Raw genomic sequence first — 18,603 nt, forward strand, 5'->3', positions numbered from 1 at the left:
TGACAGTAACAACCACGAGGCGCCTGAAAAACATTCAGGGCAATGCAACGCAGGCATGGGCGTTTCTCAGCCGCCGATCAGTCGTCGTCGTTCGGATCCAAATCGGGGAACATCACTTCCGTGTAGCCAAACTGCGTAAAATCGACGATACGCATCGGATACAAAATGCCGTGCAAATGGTCGACTTCATGCTGTACCACCCTGGCATGGAAACCATCGCAATCGCGGCTGATGGGCTGACCGAACTGATCCACGCCTTCGTAGTGCAGCTCGCTCCAGCGCGGCACGCTGCCGCGCAGGCCGGGCACGGACAGGCAACCCTCGAAACCCTCTTCCTTGCGTTCCGACAAAGGCGTCAGCACAGGATTGATCAGCACGGTTTCCGGCACTTGCGGCGCGTCGGGATAGCGCAGATTCTGTTTGAAGCCGTAGATCACCAGTTGCAGGTTGACGCCGATCTGCGGCGCCGCCAGGCCAGCGCCATTGGCCGCGTGCATGGTGTCGAACATGTCGGCGATCAAGGCATGCAATTCGGGCGTATCAAATTCACGCACGGGTTCGGCCATGCGCAGCAGGCGCGGATCGCCCATCTTGAGGATTTCACGTACCGTCATTTTGTTTCCAGTACCGATTGCAGTTCTTGCAAGTAAGTACGGAAGGCCGCACCCGTTTCCGGATGTTTCATGCCCATCGCCGTTGTCGCCTTCAGGTAACCAAGCTTGGAGCCACAATCATAACGCTGGCCCTGGTAGCGGTAAGCCAGCACGCGCTCTTCGCGCATCAGGGCGGCGATGCCGTCCGTCAACTGAATTTCGCCGCCGGCGCCCGTGCCGATATTTTCCAGGTGATTAAAGATACGGCTGGTCAGCACATAACGGCCCACCACGGCCAGGGTCGATGGCGCCTCTTCGGGCGCAGGCTTTTCCACGATGGCCGAGACCAGTTCCAGGTCAGGCTGATAATTTTTTGCCGACACGATACCGTACTGCTTGGTTTCCGCGCGCGGCACATCCTGCACCGCCAGCAGCGAGCAATTCTCGTACTGGAAGACATCGGTCATCTGCGCCAATACGGGGCGCACGCCCTCTTCCACATCCATGAAGTCGTCAGCAAGCAAGACGGCAAATGGCTCGTCGCCAATCACGGGACGGGCGCACAGCACGGCATGCCCCAGGCCAAGCGGCGCCGACTGGCGTATGTAAATGCAATTGATGTGCTTGGGAATGACGTTTTGCACCATGTCGAGCAACTGGCGCTTGCCAGCCGCTTCCAATTCCGACTCCAGCTCGTAGGCCGTATCGAAATGGTCTTCGATGGCGCGCTTGTTGCGTCCTGTGATGAAGATCATTTCCGTGATACCCGCCGCCACGGCTTCTTCCACCGCGTACTGTATCAGCGGCTTGTCGACGATGGGCAACATTTCCTTCGGTTGCGCCTTGGTCGCTGGCAAGAAACGGCTGCCCAGGCCGGCGACGGGAAAGACTGCTTTTCTGATTTTTTTCATGGGTCTTCTGTAATATTTTAATGATTAGTCTTGCGCGAGCAAGGCCAGCAAACCAGCCTCGTCGAGGATGGCCACGCCCAATTCCTGGGCCTTGGCCAGCTTGCTGCCGGCGTCCGAACCGGCCACGACATAACCCGTCTTCTTCGACACGGAACCGCTGACCTTGCCGCCGGCCGCCTCGATCAGCTCAGCGGCCTCATCGCGGCTCATGTTGGGCAAGGTGCCCGTCAAGACAAAAGTCTTGCCGTCCAGCTTGCCACCAGCGACTGATATTTCAGGCAATTGTGACAGTAATTCATTTCGCAGGGCGTCCAGTTGAGCAAGCAGCTTGACATTGCTCTCATCGGCCAGCCATTGCGCCAGCGCTTCGGCCACGGCAGCGGGCAAGCCCGCGTGGAAGCTGGCACCCTGAGCCGCCAGGCTGGCCAGGGTCACGCCACGCTCCACCAGCTGCTTGCTGCGCGGTTCCGTCAGCTTCGGGATACCGATCGCCGCCAGCAGCGTCGTTTGCTCCAGTTGCGTGCGCAGCTTGGCGCTGGGCGCGTGTTCGCCCTGGGGCGTGACACCCGCGTCCAGCAAAGCCTGCAGCGCCTGCTGGTTCTTTTCTTCGGCAAAGAAATCGGCAATCGATACCGCCACCGTGCCGCCGATATCGGGCAGCACGCGCAGCAAGGCCGCCGGCGCCTGCCGCACATACGCCAGGCTGCCCAGCCACTCGGCCAGGGTCTTGGCCGTCGACTCTCCCACGTGGCGGATGCCCAGCGCAAACAGGAAACGTTCGAGCGGCGGACGCTTGCTCGCTTCGATACCGGCAAGCAGATTTTCCGCCCATTTGGTGGGAATCTTGCCTTGCTGTACTGTCTCTGGCGTCGAACCGTCGCGCTCGTCGGCGCGCACTTTCATTTCCAGCAATTTATCCAGGGTCAGGCTGTACAGGTCAGCCAGACCATGCACGTATTCCAGTTCGACCAGGGTATCGATATAACGTTCCCCCAGGCCTTCGATATCCATCATGCGGCGGCCCGCGAAATGGCGGAACGCTTCCTTGCGCTGCGCCGAGCAGAACAGGCCACCCGAGCAGCGCGCAATCGCCTCGCCCTCTTCGCGCACCACGTGCGAGCCGCACACGGGGCAGGTTTCCCGCATCTTGAACGGCGGCGGCGCCGGTTCCGGGCGCTTTTCCAGCACCACGGACAGCACTTCGGGAATCACGTCACCAGCACGGCGCACGACGACGGTATCGCCCACGCGCACATCCTTGCGCAGCACTTCGTCTTCATTGTGCAAGGTGGCGTTGGTGACCGTCACGCCGCCCACGGAAACGGGCGCCAGGCGCGCCACGGGCGTCATGGCGCCCGTGCGGCCCACCTGGATATCGATGCCCAGCACCTGCGTCAACGCCTCTTCGGCGGGGAACTTGTGCGCCAGCGCAAAACGCGGTGCGCGCGAGACAAAGCCCAGCTCCTGCTGGTCTTCCGTCGCGTTCACCTTGTAGACCACGCCGTCGATTTCATAAGGCAAGGTAGGGCGGCGCGCACCGATATCGGCGTAATATGCAAGCAAGCCCTGCGCGCCCTGCACCACCTTGCGCTCCCTGGACACGGGTATGCCCAGGGTTACGTACCAGTCCAGCAAGGCCGAATGCGACACCGGCATGGCGGCGCCATCGAGGGCGCCGATGCCGTACGCATAAAAACGCAGCTTGCGCTGCGCCGTGATGCGCGAATCGAGCTGGCGCAGGCTGCCGGCCGCCGCGTTGCGCGGGTTGGCGAATTCCTTCTGGCCCGCCTCGCGCTGGCGTTCGTTCATACGGGCAAAATCGGCCTTGAACATCATCACTTCACCGCGCACGTCGAGCACGGCCGGAATCTTGTCGCCATGCAAGCGCAAAGGAATGCCGGAAATGGTGCGGATATTCGCCGTCACGTCTTCCCCGGTGGCGCCGTCGCCGCGCGTGGCCGCCTGCACGAACAGGCCATTTTCATAGCGCAGGTTGATGGCCAGGCCGTCGAATTTCACTTCGGCCGCATACGCGACGTCCTGCGCATCAAGGCCCAGGCCTTCACGCACGCGGCGGTCGAAGTTGACGATATCGTCGTCGGAGAAACCATTGTTCAGCGACAGCATCGGCACCGTGTGCGTGACTTGCTCGAACTGCGGCAGCGGCGCTGCGCCCACGCGCAAGGTGGGCGAGTCTGGTTGAAGCAACTCAGGATGGGCCCCTTCCAGCGCCTGCAGTTCGACAAACAGCTTGTCGTACTCGGCGTCTGGGATGGTGGGATTGTCGAGCACGTGGTAGGCGTGCAGATGCCGATTGAGTTCGGCAGTGAGTGCCAGGACGCGCTGGGCGGCATCCTGGTTGATCGGATCAGTCATTGTTGCGGGATTCTTCAGCTAAATAAACGCAGGGCGCGGGTGGAACCGGCCGGAATGTCGGCCGCGTCCATTTCCTGGTAAAACTCTTGCACCTGGCCGGCGATCTCGGCCAGCGCCGCGTCCGACAAGGCCTGGTTGTAATCGTCGACGATGGTCGCATCGAGGCGGCCCACCAGTGCCTTGGCGCAAGCGACCATGGCGCCGAAACCGTCGCGTGCCGGCGCCACGCAGGGCACGTCCAGCAGCAGAGTCAGGCGCGGCGTCGTTTCCTCGGCCAGGGTGACATTCGTCGACAGCGAGAACAGATAGCTGCCGTCGCCGTCCGGCATGACGAAACGGCCGTCCGGACGCACGTCGAAGCCCTGCTTTTCCAGGGCGAACAGCAAGGTGGAAATGGCCCATGGCGCGCCATTCGTGTGCAGGTTCACGCCCAGCTGGGCGTCGTGGCCGGCAACGAAGCGGTGCAGATTGCGCGCTTCAGCCATCACTTCCATCATGTCGGGCACTTCCGGCTCGGCGCCGATCTCGTCGGCGACGCCGCGCAGGCGCGTGACCAGTTCCGAGTATTCGAGTTCATTCAAGGCCGTGCTGCGGCTGGCCAGCTGCACCCCGCCCTGCATCTTGGTATAGACACCGCCATGCGTGATCGGTTCCCAGTCGCCATTCACGTGCAAACCGATGAAGTGGACGGGCTTGTTGCCCACCAGGCGCAGGGTTTGCAGCACGGGCAGTATCTTGTCGCCGCGCACGGGCGCTTCCAGCGACAGGGGCAGCAGGCAATCGATCAGCGGGTCGACCAGGCTGGTCGCCTGTTCGCTGGCGGCGCTGACTTCTTGCTGCACTGGTACAACTGGGGCAGCAGCTTCCGCGCCGGCATCGCCGAGCGACGGTTCTGCGTGCACGGGCGCGTCCGGTACAACGGCCGCTGGCGGCGCGCCGAACGACGGTTCGGCCTTGGCGGCAGGCGCCGCATCGAAGCGCGGTTCCTGGCGCAGCACGGGTTCCTGGGCCTCTACTGCGGGGGCGTCGCCCTCGCGCATCAGTACATCGTCATGGTCGGTGGAAAAGGCCCGTTCCACGCTTTTCTTGGCCTTGTATTCCTGCCATTTATTGTACGAAAAAACGCCGACGATAAAGACGCCGCCGGCGCCGAACAAGGTAATTTGAAGGTCTGTCATGCTGCTTGTGCCTCGGTTGCAAAATTTGCGGCGGACTCCATGTCCACCGCCACGATGCGCGATACGCCCTGCTCCTGCATCGTCACACCGATCAATTGATGGGCCATTTCCATCGCAATCTTGTTATGCGAAATGAAAAGGAATTGGGTCTGGTCGGACATGCGCTTGACCATGCGGCAGAAGCGTTCCGTGTTCGAATCGTCCAGCGGTGCATCGACTTCGTCGAGCAGGCAGAACGGCGCCGGATTCAAGCGGAACATGGAAAACACCAATGCGGTCGCGGTCAGCGCCTTCTCTCCACCGGACAACAGGTGGATGGTGGCATTTTTCTTGCCGGGCGGCTGCGCCATGACTTGTACACCGGAATCGAGAATCTCGTCGCCCGTCATGGTCAACTTGGCCTGGCCGCCGCCGAACAGAATCGGGAACAGCTCCGAAAAGTGATGGTTGACCTTGTCGAATGTGTCTTGCAGCAAGTCGCGCGTTTCCTTGTCGATCTTGTGGATCGCGTCTTCCAGGGTGTTGATCGCTTCCGTCAGGTCGGCATTCTGGGCATCGAGGAAATTCTTGCGCTCGGATGCCTGCGCCAGTTCGTCCAGCGCGGCCAGGTTGACGGCGCCAAGGGAGGTGATGGCATTCGTCAAACGCGTGACTTCGCCCTGCAGATACGATGGGCGCATTTCCGGATGCAATTTTTCCGTCAGGGCGGCCTCGTCGGCCCCCGATTCCAGCAATTGCTGGGCGAATTGCTCCTGGTTCAGGCGCGCGGCCTGTTCCTTGAGCTGCATTTCCATGATCTTGTCGCGCTGCGGCTGCAGGCTGCGTTCCGATTGCGTGCGCGCATCTTCGGACAGGCGCAACTGCTGCGTGATCTGGTCCAGTTCGTGGCGCGCGTCCGCCAGCGCCCGCTCCTGCGTGGTGCGACGCTCGAGCAAGTCCTGCAAGCCGTCGGCGGCCGCGCCGCTTTCCAGGTTGGCCAGCTCCAGTTCGCCCGCCTGCAGGCTGGCCGTCACTTGCTGCGCCTGCGTGCTGGCCGTGGCGATATTGCGGCGCAATTCTTCGATCTTCGCGCGGTGGGCTTTTTCCGCGTATTCCGTATCCTTGGCAGCGCGTTCCAGGTCGCGCAAGGCTTCGCGCGCTTCGGACAAAAGCTGTTCCTTCTGCAAGAAGTCCGTATGGCCGTCTTCGTGCGCTTCCTGCAGGTTGCCCAGTTCCATGTCCAGCTGTTCGAATTTTTCTTCCGACTCCAGCTTGGTCTGCATCTGCTCCGCTTCCTGCGCGGCGATCTCGGCCAGGTCCGCGCCGATCTGCGTGCTGCGCTGGTTGAAGCGCGCTTCCACTTCCGACAGTTTCACCACGTCCAGTTGCAAAGTATGCACGGACGACGTCAGTTGCTGTATGCGCAGGCGCAAGTCGGACAGATTGCGCGTCAAGGCTCCCACGGCCGCATCGGCCCGCACGGAACGGGCGCGCGCCTCTTCGGCCAACAATTGCTGGGCGCGCAACTGCTTGCCGATATTCTCGATTTCCTGCTGGCGGCCCAGCATGCCTTCCTGCTCCGAATCGGCCGCATAGAAACGCACGCTGGTGGCCGTGACCACGTGACCGGCGCGCGTGACGAAATAGCCGCCCGGCGGCAATTTAGCGCGTTCCGCCAAAGCTTCGGCCGCGTCTTCCACGGCGTAGGCGTTGTACAACCAGTCCTGCAGCAAGCCGCGCAAGCCCGGATCGTTGAGTTTGAGCAAGTTCAGGAAGGGCTTGAGTCCAGCCACTTCCTGCTGGGGCAGCGGCGCCACGGTCGATGGCGCGTACAGGGCCAGCTTGGCTGGCGGCGCGTCGGCAAAGAATGCCTTGGCCCAGTCGATATTCGACAGTTGCAGGGCCGACGTGCGCTCGCGCAGGATCGATTCCATGGCCGCTTCCCAGCCCGCCTCGATCTGCAGCTTTTGCCACAATCGCGGCAAGGTGTCGAGCTCGTGCTTTTTCAACCAGGGCTGGACCTTGCCTTGCGTCTGTACCCGTTCCTGCAATTGTTTCAAAGCGGAAAGACGCGCTTCCAGCTGGGCGTTGGCGGCCGTCTCGGCATTGACCTGCGCTTGCGCTTCTGCCCGCTCCTGCTCCAGCTTGGGCTGCTGCTCCAGCGCTTCTTCCAGATAGAAACCCTGTTCTTCCAAGGTTTGCTGCTTTTCTTCCAGCTGCAGTTTCAGGTTTTCCAGGTGACTGCTGTCGGGCAAACTGAGGCTGTTCTTTTCCTGCTGCAGGCGCTCGCGGCGCGTCAACAGGCTGGCCAGGATGTTCGAGGCGTTGCGCTGGTGCGCCGATTCCAGTTCCAGCTGCTGCTGGGCCTGCATGATCCGGGCGCGCGATTCCGTGCTCTTGTTCTGCGCGGCGCGCCAGGCGGCGTCCAGCTCGGGCAATTGTTCGCCCTTCTGCTCGGCCATCATTTGCGATTGTTCCACCTTGGCGGCCAGTTCCTCGAGATGGAATTCCGCCTCTTCGATCTGTTCCTGGTATTCGCTGCCTTGGCTGTTCCACTGGTCGCGCTGGGCCGTCAGGGTCGCCAGCTGCGCCTGCAGGCGGGCGCGCGATTCGATGACGAACTTGATCTGCGCTTCCAGGCTGCCGATTTCCGCATTCGTCTGGTACAAATGGCCTTGCGCCGTATGCAAACGGTCGCCCACGGCAAAGTGCGCCTGGCGCATCTGCTCGAGCGTCAGTTCGACGTTGCGCAGCTTGGCCGTCTGTTCTTCCAGGTCCGTCTGCGCCTGTTCCACTTCGCGGAAATAGCGCGTCTGCTCGTTTTGCGCCTCGTTCTTGCGCAGCAGCCACAGCAATTTCTGCTTTTCTTCCTGGTCCGCCTGCAAGGCGTGGAAACGGGTGGCAACGGCCGCCTGCGCTTCCAGCTTTTCCAGGTTGGCATTGAGTTCGCGCAAGATGTCTTCCACGCGCAGCAAGTTCTCGCGCGTGTCCTGCAGGCGGTTTTCCGTCTCGCGGCGGCGTTCCTTGTATTTGGAGACACCGGCCGCCTCTTCCAGGAAGACGCGCAATTCTTCGGGACGCGATTCGATGATGCGCGAAATCATGCCCTGGCCGATGATGGCGTAGGCGCGCGGGCCAAGGCCCGTGCCAAGGAAAATATCCTGGATGTCGCGCCGGCGCACGGGCTGGCCATTGATGTAATAGGTGGAGGTGCCGTCGCGCGTCAGGGTGCGCTTGACGGCGATCTCGGCGTACTGGCCCCACTGGCCGGACGCCTTGCCATCGTTATTGTCGAACACCAGTTCCACGGAAGCGCGCCCGGCCGGCTTGCGGTGGGTGGAGCCATTGAAAATGACGTCCTGCATCGACTCGCCGCGCAATTCCGATGCTTTCGATTCGCCCAGCACCCAGCGCACGGCGTCGATGATGTTCGACTTGCCGCAGCCATTCGGCCCGACCACGCCCACGAGCTGGCCTGGCACCTGGAAATTGGTGGGATCGACGAAAGACTTAAATCCCGACAACTTGATGGAAGAGAGACGCACGTGTTTTAGAGTTCCTGGCCTATGCTGGCGGTTGAGATCGGTGAACCCGGTTCCTATTCAGTTCAGATACACCATTGCGACGGCAGCCTGGCCACTCACCGCAGAAAAGTGGTTCATCATACCATTTCCTGATGCTTTTCTGGCCAAAAAACAGCAGCATCAAGTGCCAGCCAGCACCATCTTAACGGGCTGGGCGGCCATCCTGCGCCAGTTTCCAGTCTTCGCGGGAAAAAACGTGCTCATGACCGGACAGAACCTGCGCCAGTTTCTGCAGCCATTGCTCGGTCGGCATGGGTTCCGCCTTGAAGCTGAGCACTACCATCAGCACCAGGCTGGCCAGGGCCAGCGCATGGCTGACGGCGAAATTGACGGCGCCACGGGCATTCCACATAAAGCCCAGCGCCAGCGCCAGGCCCAGTACGCAGCCGCTGACGGCTTCCGACACGCTGTGCGCATGCACGGCCACGCGCGAAATGGCCACCAGCACGGCAAAGGACACGCTGACAAGCACGCCGGCATGGCGCCAGCGCGGTTCAGCCCGCTGCAACAGCACATACATCAGCACGGGAAATACGGCGCCTGCCCGCATGGCATGGCCGCTGAAACCCGTAAAATCGAGCACGCTGCTGCCCACGCCCCAGCTCATGAAGGCCAGCTTCGACAGCACCACGAGGGCCAGGCCGCCGCCGTACCACAGGCTCCAGCTGAGCACCAGGCGCCACTGGCGCGACACGAGCAGCCATAAGGCGATGGCCACGCCCGCCGGCCCCATCACGGACATATCGGCCGCAAAAGAAATTCCATTCCACCAAGTCATCGTGCATGCGCTTATTTCATCATCAGCTTGCACTATGCCACGACTCAGCCCTGTTCCGCGCGGCTTTTGCTGTGCTGCAGCGAAGAATTACATTCCATTACAAAATTTCCATGCAAAACCATCCGCCTGACCAGCGCCCGGGCCTCAGATATTCGTCAGGCGCTTGCCCTTGGGCGGCGCAAAATCGCGGATCGACTCAACCATACCCACTTCCAGCGCCTGGTCGGCCGTCAGGTGCAGGTCGGAATACGCGTGCACCTGCCATTGCTCTTCCGTCAGATTGACATGGCCGCGCAGGATGCGTTCGGTACGCATGTCGTCGGCGCGCAAGCCCTCGACGATGATGCTGAGCGCGTCGGGGCGGGAACCGGGCGAGGCTGTCGCATGTGACTTGTGCACCATGAAGCGGGCCGTGTCGCTGGCATGGCGGTGCCGTCCCGCCAGGAACAGAGTGACGGCGATGGACGCTACGGCGCCCGCGTTATAGGTGATGATGTCGAGCGGCAACTTGCTGAGGAAGTTGTACAGACAGATGCCATCGCTGACATAGCCGCCGTTGGACTGGATCAGAATGTGCGCGGCGGTGAGCTTGTCTTCCGTGATGTCGGCCACGGCATTGAAGACGCGCCGCACCATGTCACTGTTGACGTCGCCCGAGAGAGTAAAGTAGCCGTGCTGCTCGGTGTTGTTTTGTGTCTCGTTTTGCGTATTATTCATGGCAGCCACCCGCAAGAAAGCCAGAACTTCATCATAGCGCATTCCCGCGCGGCGGGGCGCCCACTTGCGCAGGCCCCAAGCGCCCTCGCAGCCCCCGCAAACTGCGGCTTTTGCAGCAATTTGGCAACGTCTTTTCAGATTGACAGAAACACCCTGCTGGCATATATTCCTCCCACTTGATCGGGAGAGGGCAACCCCGCGTTGCCGCCGAAGGGGCACTACCCAAAAACTCTCAGGCAAAAGGACCGATCAGGCGGACTGAAGCTGTTGCTTTGGCGACATCTTTAGCTCAACTCTGGAGAGCGGCCGCGGCTTTACGCCGGCGGCCCACCGAAGGGGCGCACGGGGCAAGCTCCCGTAATCTCTCAGGTACAAAGGACAGGGGGGTCAGTGATCACGCCGGAAAGCCGTGTTTGGCTCCGTGTGTTCTGTTAACTTCCCCTTTACCTTCGTCCCGAGGATTCAATGACGCTCAAAGCGACCCCACTCAATAACGCCCACCGTGCCCTCGGCGCCCGCATGGTCGATTTCGGCGGCTGGGACATGCCTGTCAACTACGGCTCGCAAATCGAAGAGCACAACGCCGTACGCGGCGACGCCGGCATGTTCGACGTGTCCCATATGTGTGTGGTCGATATCGAAGGCCCGAACGTGCGCGCCTTTTTGCGCGGCTTGCTGGCCAACAACGTCGACAAGCTGCAAGTGTCGGGCAAGGCGCTGTACTCGTGCATGTTGAATGCCGAAGGTACCGTCATCGATGACCTGATCGTCTACTTCTTCAACGAAAACTGGTTCCGCCTCGTCGTCAACGCGGGCACGGCGGAAAAAGACGTGGCCTGGATGCAGCAGCAAAATACCAACACCAACAGCGGCCTGACGATTACCCAGCGCCGCGACGGCAATGACGCCATGGCCCTGGTAGCCGTGCAAGGCCCCAACGCGCGCGCCAAGGTATGGCAGATACTGCCAGAGACGCAAGCCGCTTCCGAAGCCATCAAGCCATTCAACGTCGTCATTGTCAAGGACACGGCCTTCGGCGAAGTCATGCTGGCGCGCACCGGCTACACGGGCGAAGACGGCTTCGAGATCGGCGTGGCCGCGACCCAGGTGGAAGCGCTGTGGAACGCCCTGGCAGCTGCCGGCGTCAAGCCGGCCGGCCTCGGCGCGCGCGACACCCTGCGCCTGGAAGCGGGCATGAATTTGTACGGCCAGGACATGGATGAAACCGTCAACCCGCTCGACGCGGGCCTGGCCTGGACCATCGACCTGGTCAGCGAGCGTGACTTCATCGGCAAGGCGGCCCTGCTGGCCAAAGGCCAGAATGCGCAATTCGTGGGCCTGATCCTGCGCGAAAAAGGCGGCGTGCTGCGCGCCCATCAGAAAGTCATCATCGCCGGAAGCGAAGCCACGGGCGAAATCACCAGCGGCACCTTCAGCCCGACGATGCAGGAAGCGATTGCCCTGGCGCGCGTGCCGAACGGCGTGAACGTGGGCGACACCGTGCACGTGGAAATCCGCGGCAAGCAACTGACCGCTTCCGTCGTCAAGCTGCCTTTCGTGCGTAACGGTAAAATCCTGGCTGCGTAAGCGTATTTATAGAACCGCCCGCAAGACCGTACAACCATAATCAATAACGAACACTTACCATCTGGAGCCACACATGAACATTCCTGCAGACCTGAAGTACACCGCTTCCCACGAATGGGTACGCCTTGAAGGCGACGGCACGATCACCGTCGGCATCACCGAGTACGCGCAGGACGCCCTGGGCGATATCGTCTTCGTCGAACTGCCAACCGTGGGCAACACCTACGGCGCCGGCGACGACGCCGCCGTGGTGGAATCGGTCAAGGCAGCGAGCGACATCTACGCGCCGATCGCCGGCGAAGTCGTGGCCGTCAACGACGACGTGGTCAACTCGCCTGAATCGATCAACGCCGACGCCTACGCCAACTGGCTGTTCAAGATCAAGCCAGCCAACGTGTCGGCCCTGGACGGTTTGCTCGACGCTGCCGCCTATGGCGCCACCACCAGCGCCTAATCGCGTTTGACTCACGGGCCGCGCTTGCGGCCCGTTTGCTTTTTTCCAGCAGCGCCCGCGCGCCGCCTCCCGGTTTTTCAGTCTTTTTTGGCCTCTATATCATGACCCGCACCAGCCTGACCCAACTCGAAGCACGCGATGCCTTCATCGCCCGCCACATCGGCCCTTCTGCCACCGAACAGCAAGCCATGCTGGCGGCCCTCGGCTATCCATCGCGCGCCGCGCTGATCGACGCCCTCGTGCCGGCCAACATCCGCAACAAGGGCGCCCTGCCCCTGGGCGCATACTCGCAGCCGATGCCGGAACAGGAAGCGCTGTCGCGCCTGAAAGCCATCGCCGGCAAGAACCAGGTGCTGAAATCCCTGATCGGCCAAGGTTATTACAATACCTTCACGCCTGGCGTCGTGCTGCGCAACATCTTTGAAAACCCGGCCTGGTACACGGCGTACACGCCCTACCAGCCCGAGATTTCGCAAGGCCGCCTGGAAGCGATCCTGAACTTCCAGCAAGTGATCACGGACCTGACCGGCATGGGCATCTCGAACGCCTCGATGCTGGACGAAGGCACGGCCGCCGCCGAGGCGATGACCCTGATCCAGCGCGTGGGCAAATCGAAGTCGAACGTGCTGTATGTAGCCAATGACGTGCTGCCGCAAACGCTGGAAGTGGTGCAGACGCGCGCCCAGCCGATCGGCATCGAGGTGCGCACCTTCGACCCGGCGGAAATCGAAGCGCTGGACGCGTGCTTCGGCGTGCTGCTGCAATACCCTGGCGTCAACGGTGTGGTGCGCGACTACCGCGCCGGCGTGGAAAAACTGCATGCGAATGGCGCCATGGTCATCGTCGCGGCCGACCTGCTGGCCCTGACCATGCTGACCCCTCCTGGCGAATGGGGCGCCGACGCCGTCGTCGGCAACAGCCAGCGTTTCGGCGTGCCGCTCGGTTTCGGCGGCCCGCACGCCGGCTATTTGTCCACGCGCGATGAATTCAAGCGCAATATGTCGGGCCGCCTGGTCGGCGTGACCGTCGATGCGCAAGGCAACAAGGCCTACCGTCTGGCCCTGCAAACGCGCGAACAGCATATCCGCCGCGAAAAAGCCACGTCCAACATCTGCACGGCGCAAGTGCTGCTGGCCGTGATGGCTTCGATGTACGCCGTCTACCACGGCCCTGCCGGCCTGCTGCAGATCGCCCAGCGCGTGCACCGCTACACGGGCGTGCTGGCCGCCAACCTGAAAACCCTGGGCTATGGCGTCGTCAACGCGAGCTACTTCGACACCCTGACCATCAACGTGGCCGATGCGGCGCAACTGCACGCGACGGCCTTGCACCACGGCGTCAACCTGCGCAAGATCGACAATACCCACGTGGGCGTGTCGCTCGATGAAACCACCACGCGCGACGATATCGCGCTGCTGTGGAAGGTGTTCGCGCACGGCCTGGCCAACGCGCCTGCCGCCCCGGACCTGGACGCCGTCGAAGCGGGCGTCACCAGCGCGCTGCCGGCGAACCTGGCACGCGAGAGCGCCTACCTGACCCACCCCGTCTTCAACAGCTATCACTCGGAACACGAAATGCTGCGCTACCTGCGCAGCCTGGCAGACAAGGACCTGGCGCTGGACCGCACCATGATCCCGCTCGGCTCGTGCACCATGAAGCTGAACGCGACGTCGGAAATGATCCCCGTCACCTGGCCCGAGTTCTCGAACATCCACCCGTTCGCGCCCGACGCGCAAACGGTCGGTTACCGCGAAATGATCGCACAGCTGGAAGAAATGCTGTGCGCGCTGACGGGCTACGCGGCCGTCTCGCTGCAGCCGAACGCCGGCTCGCAGGGTGAATACGCAGGTCTGCTGGTGATCAAGGCGTATCACGAGTCGCGCGGCGAAGGCCACCGCAACATCTGTTTGATTCCATCGTCGGCGCACGGCACCAACCCCGCGTCGGCCAATATGGTCGGCATGCAGGTGGTCGTCACCAGCTGCGACGCCAACGGCAACGTGGACCTGGCCGACCTGAAGGCGAAAGCGGAAAAGCACAGCGCCAACCTGGCTTGCGTGATGGTCACCTACCCATCCACCCACGGCGTGTTTGAAGAAGGCATCCAGGAACTGTGCGAGATCATCCACTCGCACGGCGGCCAGGTCTACATCGACGGCGCCAACATGAACGCGCTGGTCGGCGTGGCCGCTCCCGGCTCGTTTGGCGGCGACGTGTCCCACCTGAACCTGCACAAGACCTTCTGCATCCCGCACGGCGGCGGCGGACCAGGCGTCGGCCCGATCGGCGTGGGCGCCCACCTGGCGAAATTCCTGCCGAACCAGCGTTCGTCGGGCTACCAGCGCGATGCCGCCGGCATCGGCGCCGTCAGCGCCGCGCCATTCGGCTCGGCCAGCATCCTGCCGATTTCGTGGATGTACATCGCCATGATGGGCGCGGAAGGCTTGACGGCAGCCACCGAGACGGCGATTCTGGCGGCGAACTACATCGCGCGCCGCCTGGCGCCGCACTACCCGGTGCTGTACTCGGGCCATGACGGCCTGGTCGCGCACGAGTGCATCCTGGACCTGCGCCCGATCACGGACGCCACCGGCATCAGCAACGAAGACGTGGCCAAGCGCCTGATGGACTTCGGTTTCCATGCGCCGACCATGAGCTTCCCCGTGCCGGGCACCCTGATGATCGAGCCGACGGAAAGCGAATCGAAAGTGGAAATCGACCGCTTCATCGACGCCATGATCGCCATCCGCGCGGAAATCGCCAAGGTCGCCAGCGGTGAATTCGACCACGACGACAACCCGCTGAAAAACGCGCCGCACACGGCGCAGGTGCTGATGTCGGACAACTGGGAACGCAAATACAGCCGCGAAATCGCCGCCTACCCCGTCGCGTCCCTGCGCCAGCGCAAATACTGGCCACCGGTCGGCCGCGCCGACAACGTGTACGGCGACCGCAACCTGTTCTGCGGTTGCGCGCCGATCAGCTCTTATGAAGAAGAGTAAACGCCATTTGCCCGGCTAGCCGGGCAAGAGGAACACAGAACGGCAGGCCGCAAGGTCTGCCGTTTTTTTTATGCGCCGCTTTACAACGCCAGCAAGACCGCACCCGGCAGCCCCAGCACGGTGCCCAGTGTTGTCAGCAACACGACATCGCGCCGCTCGCAGCGGGCGCGGTGCGAACTCCATGCGGCAAACAGCAGCGCGACAGCCACGCCGCTGAGCGAGATTCCCACTTCCGTCATGCCGTCTCCCCCATCAGCGGCAACCCGCCCGTCATTGTTTCTTCTTTCATCGTTCTCATCCTTTTCATTTATTGAACAAGCTACCTACCGGTAGGCAGTAAGTGTACAATAAAAAACACGGCGGCGTCCATGCCCCGTTTTTTAACGAACGAAGGAAGCGCAATGCAGCAGCAAACCACTCTTCCCGCCGCCAGTCTTGGGCTGGCGGCTTCCCTGGCCCTGGTGGCCGTGCTCGGCCCGGCTGGCATCGACATGTATCTGGCGTCGATGCCGGCCATGGCGCGCGAGCTGCACACCTCGTATGCGAATGTGCAGCTGAGCCTGACCGTCTTCCTGCTGGCCCTGGGCGGCGGGCAACTGCTGTGCGGGCCGCTGACGGACATGCTGGGCCGGCGCCGCCCACTGTTGAGCGGCATCGCCGTGTACATTCTTGCGGCCGTGTGGGCGGCGCAGGCGGATCAACTGAGCACCCTGCTGCTGGCGCGGACCTTGCAAGGCCTGGGCGCGGCGCTGACCCTGGTGGTGGTGATGAGCATGGTGCGCGACGTGGCCGATGGCGTGCAGGCGGCGCAGCTGTTTGCCTTGTTGATGACCATCGTGGGCCTGGCGCCCGTGCTGGCGCCCGCTGTCGGCGGCTTGCTCGACGCGCAGTATGGCTGGCGCGCCGTGATGCTGGCCCTGGCCGCGCTGGGCGGCGTCACCTTGCTCAATAGCGCGTTGTTCCTGCCGGAAACCCTGTCCCGCGCACGCCGTGTTTCACCAAAAGGCATGCACCGCACATATGCGCGCATTGCGCTGGACCGCACCTTCCTGCTGCCAGCGTTGGCCCTGTCCGCCACCTTCTTTTTCCTGTTTGCGTATATCGGCGGCGCGTCGCTCGTGTACCAGCGCGATTTCGGCCTGTCCGCCGGCAACTTCGGCCTCGTCTTCGGCGCTACGGGCGTGGCCGTGCTGCTCGGTGCCATGGCCAGCGGCCGCCTGGTGGAGACATGCGGCGTGGCGCGCTTGAGCGTGGCGGGCAGCATGGCCATGCTGGGCGGCGCGGGACTGGCCCTGCTTGGTGCCTGGGCGGGAGCGGGCATCGCCGCCGTCGTGCCAGGCATGTTCGTGGCCCTGTTTGGCCTGGGCATCGCGGAAGCGGCGCTGATGGCCATGGCCATGGGCTCGCAACAGCGCGCGCTCGGCTCCACGGCCGCGCTGCTGGGCGCCATCCAGATGACCTTGTCGTCCCTGGCCACGCCGCTGGCGGCCAGCCTGTCCGAATGGGGGCCACTGCCCTGGCTGCTGTTCTTGACCGTGGCCGGCCTGCTGGTATCATGGCTGACCCTGGCCACTGCGCGCGTCCATCCGGTCCATGCCACCAGCCTGGGAGCGCACTGACGCCTCACACACTATCACCCCAATGATGAAAAAACGCTCGGCCTCGGCCGATAACATCTGTGCCGTCGCCGTCGCGCACTTTTCCGAACACGGCTACGACGCCTCGTCCCTCAGCGACATCGCCGAGCAGGCGGGCATGCGCAAGGCTTCGTTGTACTCGCACTTCGCCGGCAAGGATGCGCTCTTCCTCGACGTGTTTGCCGACGCGCTGGCCGAAGAGCAAGCCTTCATGGATGCCTGCTTCGCCGATGAAGCGGCGCTGGCGGCGCCCGGCGGCCAGCAGGCCGGCGCCCTGTATTGCGACCGCATGGCGCAGCGCTATGCCGATTCGGCGCACCTGCGCTTTTTGCTGCGCACGGCCTACCTGCCGCCCGCCAACCTGCGCATCGAAGTCGGCACGGGCTACGAAGCCTTGCTGGCACAGTTGCAGCAGCATTACGTGGCCAGCCTGGGCCGGCTGGCGCCCGCCCTCGCGCCGCAACGCATCGACCTGTATGCGCAAGCCTACCTGGGCATCGTCGACAGCTTGCACGTGGAGCTGATCTACGCGGGCGGCGCCGCCCTGCAGCAGCGTCACGCGGCCTTGTGGCAAATCCTCTCCGATTCGCTGGCGATGGTGCACATCCAGGCGTGATTAGCTGGCCGAATTTGCACCCGCCAGGGGGCCGGCCAGGAAACGGAAACGCCATGCCGGATCGCCTGCCGAATTCACTGTAAGTTACTGATAATAAAGGGAAATAATGATAAAATGACGGATGAATAGATGGACTTCATCCGGGGAGATGTATGACGGTTTCAGACAAGATTCGTAATGCAATTATTCAACCGATCAATGATGGCGACCTCGCGTTGCTTCCCACGAAGAATGTAAAGGATTTTGTCAACCTGGCCGCCAGCTCCCACCATATCGTCAGCAGCCATTCCCGGCTCGACGCCTGGGCCGAGGCGGTGACGCGGGCCGCAGGCGACAGCGTTCAGCTCGACCAGGTGGGCCAACTGCTCGTCGCGCTGTTCAAGGCCCGGCGGATCAACGGCAGGCAAATGGCCAGGCTGATGAGCAATTACCTGCTCGAAAAAGACGGCTTGCACTGCGCCCCGCCGCACCGCAAACATGCCATGTTCGATCCATTTGGCGACGCCGCAACGCAGGGCTATTTACGCAATGTTGAAGGCTTGGCCGCATCAGGGATGATAAAGGTGCAAGAGCATTTGTTCTTTAGCGCCAACCTTGAACAGGCACTCGCCTATCTGGCGGCGCAGCGCTCCAGGGACATCAGCTATGCCACGTTTCTGCATGTACACAAGATACTGTTCAGCGATTTCTATCCCTGGGCGGGCCAGGACCGGGAAGCGCTGGGCGTGGGAAAGCATGTCACAAAAGGTACTAGGGTCCAGTTCGAGCAGTCGGACCTGTCGAGACGAGCGGTGGAATATGGACTCCGCCTGGCCTCCGATGCGGACGCCATGCGCAAAAAGCCTGGCACGGTCATGGGCTATTTTGCCTGGGGCCATCCGTTTCTTGACGGAAATGGCCGCACCATGCTGCTGGTGCACACGGAACTGTGCCGCCGGGCCGGCTTTGCCATCGACTGGGAGCGTTCGGCTGGAAATTCCTATCTGGAAGCACTGACAGCGGAATTATCGGCGCCGGACAAAGGCATACTGGACAAGTTTTTCGCGCCCTTGGCCTGCGCCCTCGATGATTTGCAACACCCACATTACACTTTGGAAACCTAAGATTTCTTCAGTTGACACCTTTGCAGCCCATCCATAAGATGCCCTCATTATTCATTTACGGAGTCCCACGTGGGTACTTGTTCTAGTG

Annotated in this window: 13 protein-coding genes, 1 pseudogene and 2 riboswitches; of the genes and pseudogenes, 6 read left to right on the forward strand and 8 right to left on the reverse strand. The window is 62.3% G+C overall.

Going from position 1 to position 18,603, the window contains the following annotated elements; all coding sequences use genetic code 11:
- Positions 1-77 precede the first annotated feature (77 nt).
- The 7 genes and pseudogenes from def to ACQ4WY_RS26130 all read right to left on the reverse strand — a co-directional run bounded on the left by def (position 78) and on the right by ACQ4WY_RS26130 (position 10,116).
- Positions 78-614 carry a peptide deformylase gene (gene def, locus ACQ4WY_RS26100; protein WP_034752265.1) on the reverse strand — a complete coding sequence of 179 codons (537 nt, stop codon included), beginning with the start codon at positions 612-614 and terminating at the stop codon, positions 78-80.
- Positions 611-1,504: a UTP--glucose-1-phosphate uridylyltransferase GalU gene (galU, locus tag ACQ4WY_RS26105; protein ID WP_353657567.1), complete on the reverse strand. Its 894-nt coding sequence runs from the start codon at positions 1,502-1,504 to the stop codon at positions 611-613. The genes def and galU overlap by 4 nt, the downstream gene beginning before the upstream one ends.
- A 24-nt stretch (positions 1,505-1,528) precedes the next feature.
- A complete protein-coding gene (gene ligA / locus ACQ4WY_RS26110; RefSeq protein WP_436506589.1) occupies positions 1,529-3,880 on the reverse strand; it encodes an NAD-dependent DNA ligase LigA in 2,352 nt (783 codons plus the stop codon).
- 14 nt (positions 3,881-3,894) lie between these two features.
- Positions 3,895-5,058: a cell division protein ZipA C-terminal FtsZ-binding domain-containing protein gene (locus tag ACQ4WY_RS26115; protein ID WP_353657569.1), complete on the reverse strand. Its 1,164-nt coding sequence runs from the start codon at positions 5,056-5,058 to the stop codon at positions 3,895-3,897.
- Entirely contained in the window at positions 5,055-8,582 is a 3,528-nt protein-coding gene (smc, locus tag ACQ4WY_RS26120) for a chromosome segregation protein SMC (protein WP_436506590.1), read from the reverse strand. Before smc ends, ACQ4WY_RS26115 begins: the two co-directional genes overlap by 4 nt.
- A gap of 397 nt (positions 8,583-8,979) precedes the next feature.
- Positions 8,980-9,399 (reverse strand): annotated as a pseudogene (locus tag ACQ4WY_RS26125) (phosphatase PAP2 family protein); the annotation flags it as partial.
- Positions 9,400-9,543: 144 nt separating this feature from the next.
- Positions 9,544-10,116, reverse strand: coding sequence for an ATP-dependent Clp protease proteolytic subunit (locus ACQ4WY_RS26130; protein ID WP_353657572.1), 573 nt, complete (start codon positions 10,114-10,116; stop codon positions 9,544-9,546).
- 171 nt (positions 10,117-10,287) lie between these two features.
- Positions 10,288-10,374, forward strand: a riboswitch (glycine riboswitch).
- Between the two features lie 27 nt (positions 10,375-10,401).
- A riboswitch (glycine riboswitch) is annotated at positions 10,402-10,508 on the forward strand.
- Positions 10,509-10,581: 73 nt separating this feature from the next.
- Between ACQ4WY_RS26130 and gcvT the strand changes: the two genes are divergently transcribed.
- The 3 genes from gcvT (at position 10,582) to gcvP (ending at position 15,159) form a co-directional block, all read left to right on the forward strand.
- On the forward strand, positions 10,582-11,703 hold the full coding sequence (gene gcvT, locus ACQ4WY_RS26135) for a glycine cleavage system aminomethyltransferase GcvT (RefSeq protein ID WP_436506591.1): 1,122 nt from the start codon (positions 10,582-10,584) through the stop codon (positions 11,701-11,703).
- 73 nt (positions 11,704-11,776) lie between these two features.
- Positions 11,777-12,157 carry a glycine cleavage system protein GcvH gene (gcvH, locus tag ACQ4WY_RS26140; RefSeq protein WP_436506592.1) on the forward strand — a complete coding sequence of 127 codons (381 nt, stop codon included), beginning with the start codon at positions 11,777-11,779 and terminating at the stop codon, positions 12,155-12,157.
- Positions 12,158-12,258: 101 nt separating this feature from the next.
- Positions 12,259-15,159, forward strand: a complete 2,901-nt coding sequence (gcvP, locus tag ACQ4WY_RS26145) for an aminomethyl-transferring glycine dehydrogenase (RefSeq protein ID WP_436506593.1) — start codon at positions 12,259-12,261, stop codon at positions 15,157-15,159.
- Between the two features lie 80 nt (positions 15,160-15,239).
- Here the strand turns inward: gcvP and ACQ4WY_RS26150 are convergent, their stop codons facing one another.
- On the reverse strand, positions 15,240-15,398 hold the full coding sequence (locus ACQ4WY_RS26150) for a hypothetical protein (RefSeq protein WP_353657576.1): 159 nt from the start codon (positions 15,396-15,398) through the stop codon (positions 15,240-15,242).
- A gap of 162 nt (positions 15,399-15,560) precedes the next feature.
- Between ACQ4WY_RS26150 and ACQ4WY_RS26155 the strand changes: the two genes are divergently transcribed.
- The 3 genes from ACQ4WY_RS26155 (at position 15,561) to ACQ4WY_RS26165 (ending at position 18,515) form a co-directional block, all read left to right on the forward strand.
- Positions 15,561-16,778 carry a Bcr/CflA family efflux MFS transporter gene (locus ACQ4WY_RS26155; protein ID WP_436506594.1) on the forward strand — a complete coding sequence of 406 codons (1,218 nt, stop codon included), beginning with the start codon at positions 15,561-15,563 and terminating at the stop codon, positions 16,776-16,778.
- Between the two features lie 25 nt (positions 16,779-16,803).
- Entirely contained in the window at positions 16,804-17,412 is a 609-nt protein-coding gene (locus ACQ4WY_RS26160) for a TetR/AcrR family transcriptional regulator (RefSeq protein ID WP_436506595.1), read from the forward strand.
- 152 nt (positions 17,413-17,564) lie between these two features.
- Positions 17,565-18,515, forward strand: a complete 951-nt coding sequence (locus ACQ4WY_RS26165) for a Fic family protein (protein ID WP_436506596.1) — start codon at positions 17,565-17,567, stop codon at positions 18,513-18,515.
- The last annotated feature ends 88 nt before the right edge of the window (positions 18,516-18,603 follow it).

It is taken from the genome of Janthinobacterium salmonicoloratum (genome assembly GCF_051380845.1).
GTDB classification, from domain to species: domain Bacteria; phylum Pseudomonadota; class Gammaproteobacteria; order Burkholderiales; family Burkholderiaceae_D; genus Janthinobacterium; species Janthinobacterium lividum_F.